The organism is Phytoactinopolyspora limicola, assembly GCF_011320225.1.
GTDB classification, from domain to species: Bacteria; Actinomycetota; Actinomycetes; order Jiangellales; family Jiangellaceae; genus Phytoactinopolyspora; species Phytoactinopolyspora limicola.
The window spans coordinates 58480-75051 of record NZ_JAAOEN010000016.1 but is presented as its reverse complement, the minus strand read 5'-3'; the positions used below and the strand labels follow the sequence as shown (position 1 = coordinate 75051).

Here is a 16572-nt window from a genome sequence, read left to right as displayed (position 1 = left end):
CCGAAGGTGCGGGCCTCGATGTTCCCGGCGGGTGCCCTTGTTGCTAGGCCTTGAGCTGGGCGCCCCGACGGTGGGCCAACGTGGCTAGCGCGCCGGCGACCAGAAGCAGGAGCGCAAGACCCGCCAGCGGAGCCAGTGCGGATCCGGTGTCGGGCAGTTCCTGGCCATTGGCGTCCGCATCGGCGTCCGCATCAGCGTCGGCGTCGGCGTCGACGTCCGCATCAACATCAGCATCGACGTCCGCATCAACATCAGCGTCCACGTCCGCATCAACATCAGCGTCCACGTCCGCATCAACATCAGCGTCCACGTCCGCATCAACATCAGCGTCCACGTCCGCATCAACATCAGCGTCCACGTCCGCATCAACATCAGCATCGACGTCCGCATCAACATCAGCATCGACGTCCGCATCAACATCAGCGTCCACGTCCGCATCAACATCAGCGTCCACGTCCGCATCAACATCAGCATCGACGTCCGCATCAACATCAGCGTCCACGTCCGCATCAACATCAGCATCGACGTCCGCATCAACATCAGCATCGACGTCCGCGTCAACATCAGCGTCCACGTCCTGCTCCTGGACCGTGTTGCAGGCCGAGTAGTAAGCCTCCTGCCCGCTGGTGAGCAGGTTCACCGGCCCCTGCCACAACCACGGCAGCACACACGCGTTGTTGAGGATGTTGATCCCGGAGCCGGACGCCGATCCGCCCGTGGTGTTGCAGGCCTCGTAGTACGCCTCCTGGCCACCGGTCAGGACGTTGAACGGCCCCTGCCACAACCACGGCGCCACACACGCGTCGTTCAGCAGGTTGGCGCCTTCCGCGGTAAGTGTTCCGTCGGTGTTGCAGGCCTCGTAGTACGCCTGCTGCCCTTCGGTCAGGAGGTTCAGCGGCCCCTGCCACAACCACGGCGCGGCGCAGATGTTGTTGCCGATGTTGAGACCCTTCGCCTCGAAGGTCCCGTCATCGAACCGGTCCGCGGTGTCGTCGTCCAGTTCCATCACCGTGCCGTCGCTGTTGCACGCGACATAGTGGGCGTTCTGCCCCTCGGTGAAGACGTTGAACGGACCCTGCCACAACCAAGGCAACACACACGCGTTGTTCAGGATGTTGATACCGCCGTCGGCGGAGTCGACATCGTTGTTGCAGACGACGTAGTAGGCCTCTTGGCCGCTGGTGCCGGTGTTGACCGGACCCTGCCACAACCAAGGCGCGACGCAGGCGTTGTTGAGGATGTTGATGCCCTTGCCGCTGGACGACCCAGAGCCGTTGCAGGCTTCGTAGTGCCCGCTCTGGTCTTCGATCCCGACGTTGAACGGTCCCGGCCAATACCACGGCAGCAGGCAGAGGTCATTGCCGATGTTGATGTCCGGCAGGCCGAGGCCGTCGAGCAGATCGAGTCCGGCCGCGACGTCCGCCGAGTCGAGCCGGTCGACCTCGACCGGTGCATCGAATTCGACGTCATCAAGTTCCAGCGCACCGGGGACGAGGATCTGTGCCTCGCCTTCCGGGTTCACTGCTGTTGCGGTGGCACCCATGGCGATGGATACGACTACTCCGGCCGCACCCGCCACGAGGCCACGCAGAACTCTGTTCACAGGTTCTCCTTAACTAACATTGACAAGGCGGCGCCCCACTCACGCGCGACCGCCACAGAGAAGGCTCGACCACCCAGAACTTCATGTCAAGCACTTCGCGACTAGAAATAACAAGGTTGTTAGGAGAGGTAATACATGCCCATTTAAGGTGGGTTTGTGAATCACTGTCCGCGTCGTTGAGATAATAGGAAAAACCGATATTCCCCGACGATTGGCGACGACCGGAGTATTGAGATCACATCACTCATGCCGCCATCAACCGGTCACGTGTATCGAATTCCGGCGTTCTACCTTGCCGTTGCCGGTTCGGCCCGGCGGGACACCTAACCGGCAACGGTCACCGGGACAGCCCGGCGCCACGCCGCGCCGGCAACACCGACGAGGCGTGGTGACACGTACGCTCACTCAGCCGCTGAGCCGCTCCACGATCAGCTCACGGACACGTTTGGCGTCAGCCTGGCCGCCGGTGGCCTTCATGACCGCACCGATCAGCGCACCGACGGCGCCCATGTTCCCGCCACGGATCTTCTCGGCGACGTCCGGCATGGCCGCGATGGCGCCGTCGACAGCAGTGCCCAGGGCGGCATCGTCCGACACGATAGCCAGCCCACGAGCCGTCACGACCTCATCCGGGGAACCTTCACCCGCGAGCACACCCTCCACGACTTGACGGGCCAGCTTGTCGTTCAACGTGCCTTCGCCGATGAGGGTCTGCACCCGCGCGACGTCTGCCGGCGTGATGCCGACCTCGTCGATCCCGGCGCCACGTTCGTTGGCCGTCCGGGCGACGACACCCAGCCACCACTTCTTCGCCCCGGCCGCATCAGCACCCGCCGCGATCGTCTCCTCCACCAGCCCAACGGCTCCGGCGTTGACGACATCGCGCATTTCCAGGTCGGTGAAACCCCACTCAGCCTGCAGCCGAGACCGGCGGGCCGCCGGCGGCTCAGGCAATGTGCCTCGCAGCTGTTCGACCCAGTCTCGAGCCGGCGCCACCGGCACCAGGTCCGGCTCGGGGAAGTACCGATAGTCCTCGGCTTCCTCCTTGACCCGGCCAGCGGTGGTTTCGCCGGTGTCTTCGTGCCAGTGCCGGGTCTCCTGCACGATCGCGGTGCCCGAATCCAGGGCCGCGGCCTGGCGGCGGATCTCGTAGGTCACGGCGCGTTCCACCGACCGCAGCGAGTTCACGTTCTTCGTCTCGGTGCGGGTACCGAACGACGACGCCCCGGTGGGTTTCAGCGACACGTTGGCATCGCAGCGCATCTGGCCCAGCTCCATCCGCGCCTCCGACACCCCGAGGGCGCGGATCAGCTCACGCAGCTCGGTGACGTAGGCCCGGGCCACCGCTGGGGCCAGTGCCGGCGGGACCTCGATCGGCTTGGTGACGATCTCGATCAGGGGGATGCCGGCGCGGTTGTAGTCCAGCAGCGAGTGGCTCGCGCCGTGGATACGACCGGTAGCCCCGCCGACGTGCAGCGACTTGCCGGTGTCTTCCTCCATGTGAGCACGTTCGATACCGATCCGGAACACCCGGGCGCCGTCGTCGGTGTCGACGGTCACGTCGGTCCAGCCGTCGAACGCGATCGGCTCGTCGTACTGGGAGACCTGGAAGTTCTTCGGCATGTCCGGATAGAAGTAATTCTTCCGCGCGAACCGGCAGTGCTCGGCGATCCGGCAGTTCAAGGCCAACCCGATCCGGATGGCCGACTCGACCGCCACCCGGTTGACCACCGGCAACGACCCAGGTAGGCCGAGGCACGTCGGACACACCTGGGCGTTCGGCTCGGCGCCGAACTCAGTGGAGCACCCGCAGAACATCTTGGTGGTGGTGCCGAGTTCGACGTGCACCTCCATGCCCATGACCGGGTCGAACCGGTTGATGGCGGCGTCGAAACTAGGCAGGGTGGTGATGGTCGGCATCAGGAGGCATCCTCGAGTTCGACGACACGAGACGTGGTGTCGCCGGCTCGTACCTCGCGAACCACGATCGCAACCGTGACCACGATGGACGCCCCGGCGAGGCCCGCATCGAGCATCTTCAGCTTGTCGCCCTCATGCCGGGCCTTCGCGAACGCCCGAACGGCGCCGACGACGGCGAAAGCCTGGGTAGCGAGCTTGATGATGTGTTTGGCGTTCATGACGGGTTCACCTCGTGTGCGCGGCTGACGGGTCGCGAACGGACCACCGTGGCCATCGTGACATACAACGGACCACGCTGACCGGGACGGCACCTCACGACGTTTCCCAGGCCGGGGCTTGGTCGAGCAGGGGTCCGCCCCACTCCGCCACCAACGCCTGCTCCACGGCCGCACCCACCCGGTATAGGCGATCGTCACCCAGCACCGGAGCCATGACGTGCAGCCCTACCGGCAGCCCGTCCTCGTCGGCGAGTCCACACGGGAACGACGCCGAGGCGTTGCCCGCGAGGTTGCTGGGGATGGTGCACAGGTCGTTCTTGTACATGGCCAGGGGGTCGTCCACCTTCTCCCCGAGGGGGAAGGCCGTCGTGGGCGTGGTGGGTGACACCAGCACATCGACCTGCTCGAACGCCGCCGCGAAGTCACGCGCGACCAACGTGCGTACCTTCTGCGCCTGGCCGTAGTACGCGTCGTAATACCCCGACGAAAGGGCATACGTGCCCAGGATGATCCGCCGCTTCGCCTCGGCACCGAACCCGGCGCCGCGGGTCATGGTCATGACCTCTTCGGCGCTGCGGGTGCCGTCGTCGCCCACTCGCAACCCGTAGCGCATGGCGTCGAACCGGGCCAGGTTGGACGAGACCTCGCTGGGGAGAATCAGGTAGTACGCCGGCAACGCGTACTCGAAGTGCGGGCAGGACACCTCGACGACATCGGCGCCCAGCTTGCCGAGCAACTCGACGGCTTCGTGGAACCGGGCCTCGACACCGGGCTGGTATCCCTCACCGCCCAGTTCTTTGACGACCCCGACCCGCAGCCCGCTGAGGTCTCCGTCGGCGCCCCGGCGCGCGGCACCCACGACGTCGGGCACCGGCTGGTCGATGCTGGTGGAATCCAAAGGGTCGTGCCCAGCGATGACACTGTGCAGGAGTGCGGTGTCCAGCACATTCCGCGCACACGGGCCAGCCTGATCCAGGCTCGACGCGCACGCGATCAGCCCATACCGGCTCACTCCGCCGTAGGTGGGTTTGACCCCGACCGTGCCGGTGACAGCCGCCGGTTGGCGGATGGAGCCGCCGGTGTCGGTGCCGATGGCCAGCGGGGCCTGGAACGACGCCAGCGCCGCCGCCGAACCACCACCAGAACCCCCGGGGATCCGGGTGAGATCCCACGGGTTGCGGGTAGGGCCGAACGCCGAGTTCTCCGTGGACGAACCCATGGCGAACTCATCGAGGTTGGTTTTGCCCAAGATGACGAGCCCGGCCGCCCGCAGCGCGCGAGCGACCGTGGCGTCATACGGCGGACGCCAACCTTCAAGGATGCGCGAACCAGCGGTGGTGGGCATGTCCGCGGTCGTGATGACGTCTTTCAACGCCAGCGGGACGCCGGCCAGCGGGCCGAGCCGCTCTCCCGCCGCCCGCTGCGCGTCGACCTCGGCCGCCGCGGCCAACGCCTCCTCGGCGGCGACGTGTAAGAAGGCGTGGACACCAGGCCCGCCGTCGGCGGTGGTGTCGACAGCCGCGACGCGGTCGAGGTGGGCTCGGGTCACCTCCACCGCGCTGGTCTCCCCGGAAGCCACCAGCGCGGCCAGCTCGGCCGCGGTGCGCCGGGTCAGCTCCGGCGCGCTCACTGCTCCTCCCCCAGGATCTGCGGGACCCGGAACCGGCCGTCTTCGGCCTCCGGCGCCCCGGACAGGGCTGCCTCGGCGCTCAGACACGGGCGCAGTTCGTCGGGCCGGAAAACATTGGTGACCGGCAACGCATGCGAGGTGGGCGGGATGTCGTCGGCCGCAACCTGCGCCACCTGCCCCACCGCGTCGATGATCTGATCGAGCTGACCGGCCAAGTGGTCGACCTCGTCGGACTGAAGATCGAGGCGAGCCAGGCGCGCGAGATGCGCAACCTCGTCGCGGCTGATCGAGGGCATTGGGCTAGCGCTCCTCTGTACAGGTTCTCGTGTTCCGGGTGTGTGGCGACCTCGGTAGGTCACGTGGTTGTGCCGGGCCGGATCCGCAACGGCCCCGGATCCGCGGCACCCCTCCGATCCTACGGCAGGGTAGGGCCAGCCCCACCCAGGCGCCGGTGGCAACCCGGACATCGAGGATGCCAGCTGGCACCGATGTGGGCGGAGCCGCATTTCACAAGGCTAGACAGCATGCTGAAACCACCGGACACCCGCACCACCGGGCGACCCGCGACCGTCGCCTCCAGGCGACCCGCACACGACGTCGCGCCAAGGTCGTCGAGCCGGCGCGACCCGTTCATCGACGTCCTCCGGGTCGCCGCGATCGTTCTGATCGTCGCCCAGCACTGGCTGATGCCGGCTGTCTCCTACGACGACGGGGTACTCACCACCGGCAACGCCCTCACCACCCCCGGTGCGTGGATGGTGACGTGGTTCAGCCAGGTGATGCCTCTGGTGTTCTTCGCCGGCGGCGCGGCGGCTGCCTACAGCCTCGGCCGGCCCACCACCACCGATACCTCCCGGTGGCTGCACCAGCGGCTCACCCGGCTGGCGGCGCCGGTGGTGCCGCTGGTGCTGGTCTGGCTGGTCCTGCCACATCTTCTGCTGGCGTCGGGGCTCCCGGCCGGACCGGTAGACTCCGCCTCCCGGTTGGCCGGTCGCCTCCTGTGGTTCCTCGCGCTCTACGTTCTAATCACCGCCCTCGCTCCGATGCTGCTGCGGCTCCACCAACGGATGCGCGGTATCGAGGTGATCGGGTTGGCGGTCGCCGCCGGGGTCGTCGATCTGCTCCGGTTCGGCGTGTTCGACGGCGCCGCCGTGGTGGGCTACCTGAACGTGCTACTCGTCTGGTGTGCGGCGTACCAACTCGGCATGGCCTACGCCACCGGCCGGCTGCACTGGCTGCGCGGCTACCGGGCGCTCGCGGTAGCCGCCGCGGGTATGGCGGCCACCGCGGTCGCCGTCGTCGCTGGCCCCTACCCGGGCAGCATGATCGGGATGCCGGGCGAGCCGGTATCCAACATGAACCCGCCCACCGTGGTCCTCCTGACCATCACCGCCCTGCAACTCGGCCTGGCCGCCGCATTACGTCCGCTGATCGTCCGGTGGACGGCGAACCCGCCGGTGGAGAACGGGCTCCGGTGGCTGTCCGCGCGGCTGATGACCATCTACGTCTGGCACATGCCGGCACTCATCGTCGTCGCCGGGACCGCCGTCATGGGTCTCGACTGGGCTACGCCACCCCTCCTCAGCGCCGAGTGGCGCGAGGCCATGCCGATCTGGCTCGGGTCGCTGCTCGCAGTGCTCGCGGTTATGATCGCCGCCTTCTCCCGCGTCGAGCGCACCGCTCGGACCGGCCCGGCCCGGCGGCCCGCGTTGATCGGTCTGGCGGTCGTGCTGCTCGGCCTCGGGCTGCTGGCCCTGGCCGCGAACGGTTTCACACCTGAGCTCACCACCCATCCCGCTGGCCCCTTCGCCGCCTCCCTGGCCATCCTGGCCGGCGCCGCGATCGTGATGTGGCCGACGCGGACACCACCCACCCAGGGGCCACGGCCCGTGCGGACCGGCACCGTGCCGGCCACGGTGGGGCTATCCCCACCCCCCACAAACCGGGCAGCCGGCTCGCCCCACGTCACCCAACGCGAGAAGGTAGGAGTGTGAACACGATGTACGGTCCCACCGACCCCCACATCAGCGACGGTTCCTGGGCCCCGGGTGTCGACGCCTCGACCGACCGCCGCCCGGGCCAGATGGGCCGGCCTCGCCGACCCCGCGCCGGCTGGGGTCAGGTCGGACGCGACCTGCTGTACCTCCTCCCCGGATTGCCCATCGCGATCGGTTCCTTCGTCACCCTGATGACCGGCTTCTGGCTCGGCATCGGGCTGATCCCGCTGGCCCTGCTCGGCATCGTGATCCTCATGATGACGCTGCTCACGGCCCGTGGATTCGCCGCCGCCGAACGCAGCCGGGTCGGCATCATGGAGGGCCACCGGGTCTGGCCGGCCCACTACCGCACTCCGAACGCGGCGGGATTCTCCCGCATCGCCGGGTATTTGCGCGACCCGCAGCTGTGGCGGGATTTCTTGCACGGCCTGCTCATCCTGCCGATCCGGTGTTTCACGTGGTCGTTCACCATCGCCTGGTCGGCTGCTTCACTCATGGTCACCTATCCCCTCTGGGCGTGGTCACTGCCTCAGAGCGACGACGATGAGAGCCTCGTCGAACTCATCACCGGCTGGGACTCGTTCATCGCCGACGTCGTCTTCCAGACCACCCTCGGGGTGATTTTCCTGGTCACCCTCCCCTACGTCATCCGCGCGCTCGCCACCATCGAGGCGTCGCTGGCCTGGGCGATCCTGACCAACGAACACGCTGCCTGGCGAGCCCGGGCCGAAGAACTTACCCGCAGCCGGCAAGCCGTCGTCCAAGCCGAGGCCGACACCCTGCGGCGGGTGGAGCGCGACATCCACGACGGCCCCCAGCAGCGGCTCGTCCGGCTCACCATGGACCTACAGTCGGCGCAACGCCGCCTCGGCGACGACCCCGAAGCGGCCGCACCCCTCGTCGAAGGCGCACTACAACAGACCCAGGAAGCGCTCACCGAACTGCGGGCACTGTCCCGCGGCATCGCACCCCCCATCCTGACCGATCGAGGACTTCCGGCAGCGCTAGCGGCGGCGGCCGGCCGATGCCCGATCCCCACGACGCTGGACGTCGACCTCGCCGACGAAGAGCGGTTGCCCACCGCGGTGGAGAACGCCGCGTACTTCGTCGTCACCGAGGCGCTCACCAACGTCGCCAAACACAGCGAGGCGAGCAGCTGCGAGGTCAACGTGTTCATCGCCTCCCGAGTGTTGTGTGTCCGCGTCGCCGACAACGGCCGCGGGGGCGCACACCTCGGCAAAGGCCACGGGTTGGCTGGTCTGGCCGATCGGCTGGCCGGAGTGGACGGACAGCTCAGCGTCGACAGCCCACCCGCCGGCGGCACCGTCATCACCGCCGACATCCCGATCCGCTAGCACCGCCGGCACCCTCCCCTCCCCGCACCCCACCGGCGCCCTCCCCTCCCCGCACCCCACCGGCACCCTCCCCTCCCCGCACTTCGCTACCGCCAGATGGCGTTAAGGGCCGAATTCAGGCTTTAACGCCATCTGGCGGTAGCGAAGTGGGGCGTGGCCGACCGCGGTTATCCACAGAACAGCCGACCAATCTCGCCGAGTTGTCCACAATCCGTCTCGGCCCCCTTCAAACACGGCCGCGGAACGCGGATCGTCGACAGTCATGCGTCGCCGACTCACTCACCTTCCCTCCGCCATCGCCACTCTCATTCACCAGTGCGCCGGGCTGATCGACATCGACACGGCGCGGGATGTCGGAGTCCGCCCCGAGCGCCTGCACGAACTGGCTAGGGCCCGCCTGCTCGTCCGAGTCGCCGAGGGGGTCTATACGTCGCCGGAGCTGCTCGACCGGCTGGATGGCTGGGCACGGCACGACCTCCTCGCTCGCGCCTTCGTCGTGTCGCTTGGCCCGGGCGCCTACCTCACGGAGTGGTCAGCGGTAGCAGCCTGGCAGCTGCCGACCCTGGGGCCACCGCCGAGTGAGCCGGTGGCCGTACGTCCTCGGTCCGGCGGTCGCAGCCGTGGACGCGGGTCGAAGATCGCCGCGTACGGACGGGTGCGCACCCACCGGTTACCCGCTGAACATCGGCGGCTGCATGGACGCACCCGCCTGGTCAGCCAGGAGTGGGCCGCAGCGACGGTCGGGGTGACCTCGGCGCTGCCCGCCGCCCTGGTGGTCGCCGACGCGGTAGCCCGGCGAGGTGGCGACATCACCTCGGCCACCAACGACATGACGCGCTGGCCGGGGGTTACTCGCGCCCGGTGGGTGGCCGAACATGCCGATCCACTGGCGGAGAGCCCGGTCGAAACGCTGGGCCGGTTCGCCGCGATCGCCGGCGGATTACCTCGGCCGGTGTCCAATGCGTGGGTTGGCGTCGATGGACCTGAGCATCGCGTCGACGGGCTGTGGCCTTTTCACTTCGCCGCCTACGAGGCGGACGGCGCCCTCAAGTACAACAACCGCCCCGATGCCGCCGTGATCGTCACCCGTGAGAAGGAGCGCGAATGGCGGCTCCGACGCCTAGGCCTCGACCTCGCCAGATACGACTTCGGCATGGCGGCTTTCCAGCGCGACGAACTCAGCGCCCGATTCCGGCGTCTCCTTCAGGACAACCCGGCGCGGGTCACCCCGATCCGGTGGTGGAAACACGTTCCCGGAGTCGGCCCGGTAGAGCCTGGGCCGACGGACTGGCCCAGCCCGCTGCCAACGACGGTGGCTCTGCCGCCGGGCTGGTGGCGCGACCGTCGCTGATGCACACTACGTCCGCACTCCGCTACCGCCAGATGGCGTTAACAGCCGAATCCGGGCCTCAACGCCATCTGGCGGTAGCGGAGTGCGTATAGGGGTCCCCGCACGTGGCAAGCTATGAGCCGTGCGAATCGTGTTGGCCGAAGACTCCCTGTTGCTTCGGGAAGGCCTTGTCCGCCTCCTCGGCGAGGCCGGAGCGGAGGTGGTGGAGGCCGTCGGCGACGGAATTGAGCTGGTGCGATCCGTGGTCGACCACCAGCCGGACGTCGCCATCGTCGACGTCCGGATGCCGCCGAGTTTCACCGACGAAGGCCTGCGCGCCGCCATCGAGGCCCGCACCCGGGTGCCCGGCACCGGAGTGCTGGTCTTGTCCCAGTACGTCGAGGAGTCCTACGCCTCGGACCTGCTCGCCGACGGCGCCGGCGGCGTCGGGTATCTCCTCAAGGACCGAGTATCGAACTTGGAGGAGCTGTCCGATGCCCTGGAGCGCATCGCCGCCGGTGGCACCGTGCTGGACCCCGAGGTTGTTGCGCAGCTGTTCGCGCAGCGCCGGCGCGACCCACTGGAGAAGCTCACCCCCAGAGAACGCGACGTGTTGGGGCTCATGGCCGAGGGGCGCACCAACTCGGCGATCGCCCGCAGCCTGGTGGTCACCGAGGGCGCCGTCGAAAAACACATCTCGTCCATCCTCACCAAGCTTGGGCTGCATCCATCCGACGACGGACACCGACGCGTCCTGGCGGTCCTAGCCTGGCTGAAGTCGGGCCAGTGACTCTCCCGGCCGGGTGATTGTTGCCGGATGGGGCAGGTTTCGTCTCACCTCGGTTGCGCGTGCCCCGAAGCTGCGTCGAGTGCTGGAGTTTACGGGTAGAAATATGACTGACGTCGTCGAGTGACAGGATCTTCTCTAGTGTCGTACCTGCTACGTGTGGTTCTCCCCGACGCACCGGGCTCACTCGGGGCGGTTGCTTCCGCCATCGGTGCCGCCGGTGGCGACATCGTGGGCGTCGACGTCGTTGAACACCGCTCCGGTGGACAGGCGGTCGACGATTTCCTCGTCGACCTGCCACCTGGCCGGTTGCCGGACTCCCTGGTGAGTGCGTGCCGGTCGGTGGCCGATGTCACCGTCGAGTTCGTCGGCCATTACAGTCCAGGCGCCCATCTGCACCGCGACCTCGAGGCCGTAGAGGCGATGACGGCCGACCCCCATCACGCGGCGGACACCCTGGTGGATCTCGTGCCCGGAGTCTTCCGGTCGGGCTGGGCATTACTGGTGTCGCAGGACAACGGACGGCTCGTGGTTGAACGGACGGCGGGCGGCGCGCCGGAGTCGTTGGGGCAGGTCGTGCCATGGCTACCGATGCCGGGTCCCGCCCGGATCCACACGGACGACGGCTGGGCACCCGATTCGTGGCACGACGTCGTCGCCGTCGGCACCCCGCTGGAAGTTCCTACCCGGGCCATCGTCCTGGGCCGCGACGGTGGACCAGGCATCCTAGACTCCGAGCTGGCTCGGCTCACCCACCTTGCTGCGCTGGCCAGCGTGATTCGCAACGGCACCCGGCCGACCGCACCCGCATAGGCGGCACCGGTGATACCCCGCCCGGTCGCCTATCTGGGGCTCGATGTCGGCACCAGCGGTCTCAAGCTGGTGCTGCTCGGGCTCGACGGACACACGTTGGTCGCGGCGGAAGAACCGTACACCGTGCTGACCCCCGCCCCCGGACACGCGGAGACTGACCCGCACACCTGGACAGCCGCGGCAGCATCAGCGGCAACGCGCATCGGGGCGGATTTGGCCCACGTCGACGTCGCCGCCATCGGCATCGCCGGGCAGATGCATGGCGTGGTGTTGTGCGACGACACCGGCACCGCGGTGGCGCCAGCCATCCTGTGGCCGGACCGGCGTGCCGCGGCGGAGGCGCAGCGGTGGCACGAACTGCCATCCACCGACCGGGACCGGCTGGCCAACCCCATCGTGCCGGGGATGACCGGGCCGATCCTGGCCTGGCTCGCCGAACACCACCCGGACGTCGTGAACAGGGCGGCGGTGGCGCTACCGGTCAAGGATGCCGTGCGGGCCAGCCTGCTGGACGAGCCGGTGGCCGCACGTGCGGTCACCGAGCGCAGCGACGCGTCGGCCACCCTGCTCTGGGACCTCTTCGACGACACCTGGGCCAGCGGGGTATGCGCAGCGGTCGGAGTACCGGCCCGGCTGCTGCCCGCCGTGGCGCCCAGCGCCGAGGTGGTGGGCCGAACCGGCTGGCTGGGCCGGCTGGTGGCCGGTGCCTCGACGGACGTCCCCGTCGTTACCGGAGCTGGCGACACAGCGGCCGCATTGCTCGCCCTCGGTGCTCGTCAGCCGGCCGACATCTTGATCAACTTTGGGACGGGCGCACAGGTTCTGTCCGTCCGGGCCTCCCCCGCCGCGGGGCGTCGGGATCGGTCAGTACATCTGTACGCCGACGCCGGTGACTCCTGGTACGCGATGGCGGCGCTGCAGAACGGTGGGTTGGCACTCGAATGGGCCGCCGAGGTGCTCGGGCTGACGTGGGCGGAGCTGGTATCAACCGCCGCTGAGGCCTCCGCCGGTGCCGGTGGGGTGTCGTTCCTGCCGTTCCTCACCGGTGAGCGCGGAGCTGTTGCCTCCCCCACCAGCCACGGGGGCTGGCTCGGAGCAGGCACCACCACGACCCGTGCGGACCTAGCCCGGGCTGCGATCGAGGGCGTGTTGTTCTCGATCCGGCATGCGTTCGACCTGCTCGGCATCGATGGAACCGACGACGCCGCAACGGTCACCCTCAGCGGTGGTGGGTGGCGCGCGCCGCTACTGTCCGCCATGGCCGCCGACATACTCTCCCGCCCGGTCCGGCGGATCGACGTCCGCAGCGCCTCGGCGACCGGCGCGGCAATACTCGCAGCCAGCGGCGTCGGTGAACACCCACAACCACGGCGGTCGACAGACGCGGAACTCGAACCCGCCCCGACACCCGCTCTCCTGGCCGCGGCCGAACTGTGGGACCGACGCCGGGCGGCGGCGGAGATGTAACCCGGTCGCACGACCGTTGTTGACATGACGAACCGACCCTTGTTCAGCCCGCGACCGCCAAGGCGAACGGCAGCACCTGTCCGGCTCCGGTCTGCCGCAGAGCACGGCCCGCGACAGTGATGGTCCAGCGGGAGTCGATGAGGTCGTCCACGAGCAGAACCACCGGCTCCGGATCGAGTTCGGCCAGGGTGGCGCGCATGGTGTCGTCCGCGGTCCAGCGGCCCCAAACGTCAGCCAGTCGGAACGCGCTGTTGCCGCCCGGTTCACCGTCGGGTCCGCCAGGCGCCACCTGCAAGGGGCCCAGATCGGCTAGCCGGCCGACGGACGCCAAGTGCCCGGCCACGGACTGAATGAGTTGCGAACGGGTACGTGACGGCAGCCAGGCCACCGCGTGCGGACGCCGCTCCCAGTCCCACACCCGCAGAACATCGACGCAGGCAGCCAACAGCGCCTCGTCCGCCGGCGCGTCCGGGGACCCCAGAAGCTCGCGCAGGCGTTGCCCCCATCCGAGGTCGGTGAGCCGGGCGACCGCGCGGCCGGGCTCGACCCGATCCGCCTCGCCGATCTTGCCCCGGGCGTCGATGCCGAGCCGGTCCATACCGGTTGGCCATTGCGCCCGCGGTTCGATCGGCACCCCGGCGCGCTGCAACGTGACGCGGGCGCTGGCCCGGGCGTCGTCGGGAACCGACGACTCGTACCACGCACCGGCGCACACATCGCACCGGCCGCAGTCGGCCGCCTCGGGGTCGTCCAAGACCTCCTGCAGGAACGCCATCCGGCATCGGTCGCCGCGCTGGTAGGCCAGCATCAGATCGGCCTCGTGTTCGCGGGCGGCCGCGACACGGGCGTAACGCTCGGCGTCATACACCCATGGTTGGCCGGTGGCCTCCCAACCGCCACGTACCCGCCGCACCGCGCCATCGACATCGAGCACCTTGAGCAGCAGCTCCAGCCGGGTCCGCCGCACGTCGGCAACCGTCTCCAGAGCCGCCGTCGACATAGGCTGCCCAGCCTCACCCAGCGCCGCGATGACCGCCTCAGCCTGCTCCGGCCGCGGCATCGACACGGTGGCGAAGTAATGCCAGATGTCTTTGTCTTGCTCGCCGGGCAGCAACAACACGTCGGCCCGCTCGGTAGCCCGCCCGGCGCGGCCCACCTGCTGGTAATACGCCACTGGCGACGGCGGCGCGCCGAGGTGCACCACGAATCCGAGGTCCGGTTTGTCGAACCCCATACCCAGCGCACTGGTAGCCACGAGGGCCTTGACCTCGTTGTGCAGCAACGCACGCTCGGCCTCGATCCGCTCGGCCGGGTCGGTGCGGCCCGTGTAGGCGCGGACGTCGTGGCCGGCCTCACGCAACAGGGCCGCGGTGTCTTCCGCGGCCGAGACCGTCAGCGCGTAGACGATGCCGCTCCCAGGCAGCTCGGTCAAGTGGGCGATCAGCCAGCCGAGCCGCTGGTCGGACGCCGGCAGGCGCAACACGCCGAGCCGCAGGCTGTCGCGGGCGAGTGAACCGCGCAGCGTCCGCACCTCGGCGCCGCCACTGCCCAACTGCTCGGCGACGTCGGCGACCACCCGGGCGTTAGCCGTCGCGGTGGTGGCGAGGACCGGTGTACCGGTGGCCAGGGTGTCGAGCAGGTCGCGGATACGCCGGTAGTCGGGCCGGAAATCGTGCCCCCAGTCGGAGACACAATGCGCCTCGTCGACGACGATCAACCCTGCGCCACTGGCCAGCGCCGGTAGCTGCTCCTCCCGGAAGCGTGGGTTGTTCAGCCGCTCCGGGCTCACCAGCAACACGTCGACGGCGTCTTCGGCCAATGCCTTGGCGACCTCACCCCACTCGTCGGCATTCGAGGAATTGATGGTGACCGCCCGGATGCCGGCCCGCTCGGCGGCCGCGACCTGGTCCCGCATCAAGGCAAGCAACGGCGAGACGATGACGGTGGGGCCGAGCCCGCGCGCCCGCAGCAGTCCAGTGGCGACGAAGTACACCGCCGACTTGCCCCACCCGGTGCGCTGGACCACCAGCACCCGGCGGCGGTGGGCGACGAGGTCTCGGACCGCGTCCCATTGACCGTCCCGGAACGACGCACCCGAGGCGCCGACCAGCCGACCCAGCAGCGCCTCGGCTTCGGCCCGGAGAGCTTGATCCGGATCGGACGGCTGAGCCGGCGCACCCGTGGCGCCGACGATGCCCTGTTCCATGCGGCGACCTCCCGTCCATTGCCTGTCGGCGACGTTACCCCAACGGCCCGACAACACGACGCGACAACGCGAACCAGCCGCCGATCGTGACGCCGGCTTCCCATGCGCCGGGAATCACACGAGCACCAGCGCCGGCATCGGACCACCGGGGGCCCGCACGGTGGAGATCGCGACACCCGCACCGTGGTCGGCGCTGACCTCGTCGAGTTTCGACGCCAGCCAGGCTATGTCGGCGCCGGCGGCCCGTTCCAGCCGCATCCGGCGCGACCGCATGGGCAACATCCACAGCCGCACCAATGCACCGGTGCTCGCCTCGATCCGGGCCAGGTACAGCAAACGCAACTCGTCGCGATACTCTTCGTGGCCGCTGATCCCCTCGTAGTCGTTGATCAGGTCGCCACAGCCGTACAAGATCATCCGGCCTCGATAGACCCCGACGGGGCGAGGATGGTGCGACGAGTGCCCGTGCACCACGTCGGCGCCCGCGTCGATCATCCGGCGGGCGAAGTCCGTCTGCTCCGCGGGAACGTCGTACCCCCAGTTGCCACCCCAGTGCACCGATACCACGACCACCATCCCGGCGCGCTTGACCGAAGCGATGCGGTCGATGAGCGCCGCAGCCGCACTACCGCGAAGATCCCCGGTGACCACACCAGGCCGCCCCGGCCCGGCCCGCCAGTCGGGTGGGATTCCGCTGGATCGTGCGCCGAACGACAACACGGCGACCCGGCCGCCGGCCCGGGTGGTCAGCACCGACGGCCTGGTTGCCGAGTCGAGGTCAAGGCCGGCACCCACCGTCGCCAGACCCGCGCGGTCCAAGACGTCCAACGTCTCGACCAGACCAGCCTGGCCGAAGTCGAGGACGTGGTTGTTGGCCAGTACACAGACGTCGGGCCGGGCGGCGGCCAGGGCGGCGACGTTGCCCGGGCTCATCCGATAGTGCACCGACTTGTTGGGGTCGAACGTCGCACTGCGGGTGATGGTCGTCTCGAGGTTCATCACCCGCAGGTGTGGCGCCAGCCCGTCGAGCAGCGGCAGGACGTCACCCCAGGGCCATTCGAAAGCCACTGGGGCCTGGATGGGACCACTGACCTTTTCGGCGAGATCGACGTAGGCCCGCGCGTCTCGCATGAACGGCTCCATCAGCTGCGGATCGCCGGCATTGGGCAGAATCTGGTCTACTCCACGGCCCATCATGACGTCACCGCAGAAGAACATCAGCAGGTGCCGGTCACCCACGTCTCCA

Annotated in this window: 13 protein-coding genes; 6 read left to right on the top strand and 7 right to left on the bottom strand. The window is 68.8% G+C overall.

Going from position 1 to position 16572, the window contains the following annotated elements; genetic code table 11:
• Window positions 1-43: 43 nt before the first annotated feature.
• From G8760_RS30000 to gatC, 5 genes are all read right to left on the bottom strand, one after another.
• The gene (locus G8760_RS30000) at window positions 44-1603 is read right to left on the bottom strand and encodes a hypothetical protein (protein ID WP_207782692.1); all 1560 of its coding nucleotides are present in this window, start codon (window positions 1601-1603) and stop codon (window positions 44-46) included.
• A 405-nt stretch (window positions 1604-2008) separates the two neighbouring features.
• Window positions 2009-3523, bottom strand: coding sequence for an Asp-tRNA(Asn)/Glu-tRNA(Gln) amidotransferase subunit GatB (gatB, locus tag G8760_RS24660; RefSeq protein WP_166355500.1), 1515 nt, complete (start codon window positions 3521-3523; stop codon window positions 2009-2011).
• Window positions 3523-3741, bottom strand: coding sequence for a hypothetical protein (locus G8760_RS24655; RefSeq protein WP_166355499.1), 219 nt, complete (start codon window positions 3739-3741; stop codon window positions 3523-3525). The genes gatB and G8760_RS24655 overlap by 1 nt, the downstream gene beginning before the upstream one ends.
• A 94-nt stretch (window positions 3742-3835) precedes the next feature.
• Window positions 3836-5371 carry an Asp-tRNA(Asn)/Glu-tRNA(Gln) amidotransferase subunit GatA gene (gatA, locus tag G8760_RS24650; RefSeq protein ID WP_166355498.1) on the bottom strand — a complete coding sequence of 512 codons (1536 nt, stop codon included), beginning with the start codon at window positions 5369-5371 and terminating at the stop codon, window positions 3836-3838.
• Entirely contained in the window at window positions 5368-5667 is a 300-nt protein-coding gene (gene gatC / locus G8760_RS24645; RefSeq protein ID WP_166355497.1) for an Asp-tRNA(Asn)/Glu-tRNA(Gln) amidotransferase subunit GatC, read from the bottom strand. The genes gatA and gatC overlap by 4 nt, the downstream gene beginning before the upstream one ends.
• A 228-nt stretch (window positions 5668-5895) precedes the next feature.
• On the opposite strand from gatC, the gene G8760_RS24640 reads away from it, so the two are divergent.
• From G8760_RS24640 to G8760_RS24615, 6 genes are all read left to right on the top strand, one after another.
• On the top strand, window positions 5896-7365 hold the full coding sequence (locus tag G8760_RS24640) for an acyltransferase family protein (RefSeq protein ID WP_166355496.1): 1470 nt from the start codon (window positions 5896-5898) through the stop codon (window positions 7363-7365).
• Window positions 7366-7370: 5 nt separating this feature from the next.
• Entirely contained in the window at window positions 7371-8723 is a 1353-nt protein-coding gene (locus G8760_RS24635; RefSeq protein ID WP_246222677.1) for a sensor histidine kinase, read from the top strand.
• Between the two features lie 262 nt (window positions 8724-8985).
• The gene (locus G8760_RS24630; protein ID WP_166355495.1) at window positions 8986-10074 is read left to right on the top strand and encodes a type IV toxin-antitoxin system AbiEi family antitoxin domain-containing protein; all 1089 of its coding nucleotides are present in this window, start codon (window positions 8986-8988) and stop codon (window positions 10072-10074) included.
• A gap of 121 nt (window positions 10075-10195) precedes the next feature.
• Window positions 10196-10843: a response regulator transcription factor gene (locus G8760_RS24625; protein ID WP_166355494.1), complete on the top strand. Its 648-nt coding sequence runs from the start codon at window positions 10196-10198 to the stop codon at window positions 10841-10843.
• Window positions 10844-10963: 120 nt separating this feature from the next.
• Window positions 10964-11653, top strand: coding sequence for an ACT domain-containing protein (locus G8760_RS24620; RefSeq protein ID WP_207782690.1), 690 nt, complete (start codon window positions 10964-10966; stop codon window positions 11651-11653).
• A gap of 9 nt (window positions 11654-11662) precedes the next feature.
• Window positions 11663-13120, top strand: coding sequence for an FGGY family carbohydrate kinase (locus G8760_RS24615; RefSeq protein WP_207782689.1), 1458 nt, complete (start codon window positions 11663-11665; stop codon window positions 13118-13120).
• A gap of 43 nt (window positions 13121-13163) precedes the next feature.
• Here the strand turns inward: G8760_RS24615 and G8760_RS24610 are convergent, their stop codons facing one another.
• Together G8760_RS24610 and G8760_RS24605 are read right to left on the bottom strand one after the other, a co-directional pair.
• Complete coding sequence (locus tag G8760_RS24610; RefSeq protein WP_166355493.1) at window positions 13164-15326, bottom strand: RecQ family ATP-dependent DNA helicase; 2163 nt, start codon at window positions 15324-15326, stop codon at window positions 13164-13166.
• A gap of 114 nt (window positions 15327-15440) precedes the next feature.
• Window positions 15441-16565, bottom strand: a complete 1125-nt coding sequence (locus G8760_RS24605) for a CapA family protein (protein ID WP_207782688.1) — start codon at window positions 16563-16565, stop codon at window positions 15441-15443.
• Window positions 16566-16572: the final 7 nt, after the last annotated feature.

Bases quoted from the DNA above. Each gene is read 5' to 3' on its own strand.
- gatB (WP_166355500.1), bottom strand. From the start codon at position 3,523: ATGCCGACCATCACCACCCTGCCTAGTTTCGACGCCGCCATCAACCGG.
- G8760_RS24655 (WP_166355499.1), bottom strand. From the start codon at position 3,741: ATGAACGCCAAACACATCATCAAGCTCGCTACCCAGGCTTTCGCCGTC.
- gatC (WP_166355497.1), bottom strand. From the start codon at position 5,667: ATGCCCTCGATCAGCCGCGACGAGGTTGCGCATCTCGCGCGCCTGGCT.
- G8760_RS24640 (WP_166355496.1), top strand. From the start codon at position 5,896: ATGCTGAAACCACCGGACACCCGCACCACCGGGCGACCCGCGACCGTC.
- G8760_RS24635 (WP_246222677.1), top strand. From the start codon at position 7,371: ATGTACGGTCCCACCGACCCCCACATCAGCGACGGTTCCTGGGCCCCG.
- G8760_RS24630 (WP_166355495.1), top strand. From the start codon at position 8,986: ATGCGTCGCCGACTCACTCACCTTCCCTCCGCCATCGCCACTCTCATT.
- G8760_RS24610 (WP_166355493.1), bottom strand. From the start codon at position 15,326: ATGGAACAGGGCATCGTCGGCGCCACGGGTGCGCCGGCTCAGCCGTCC.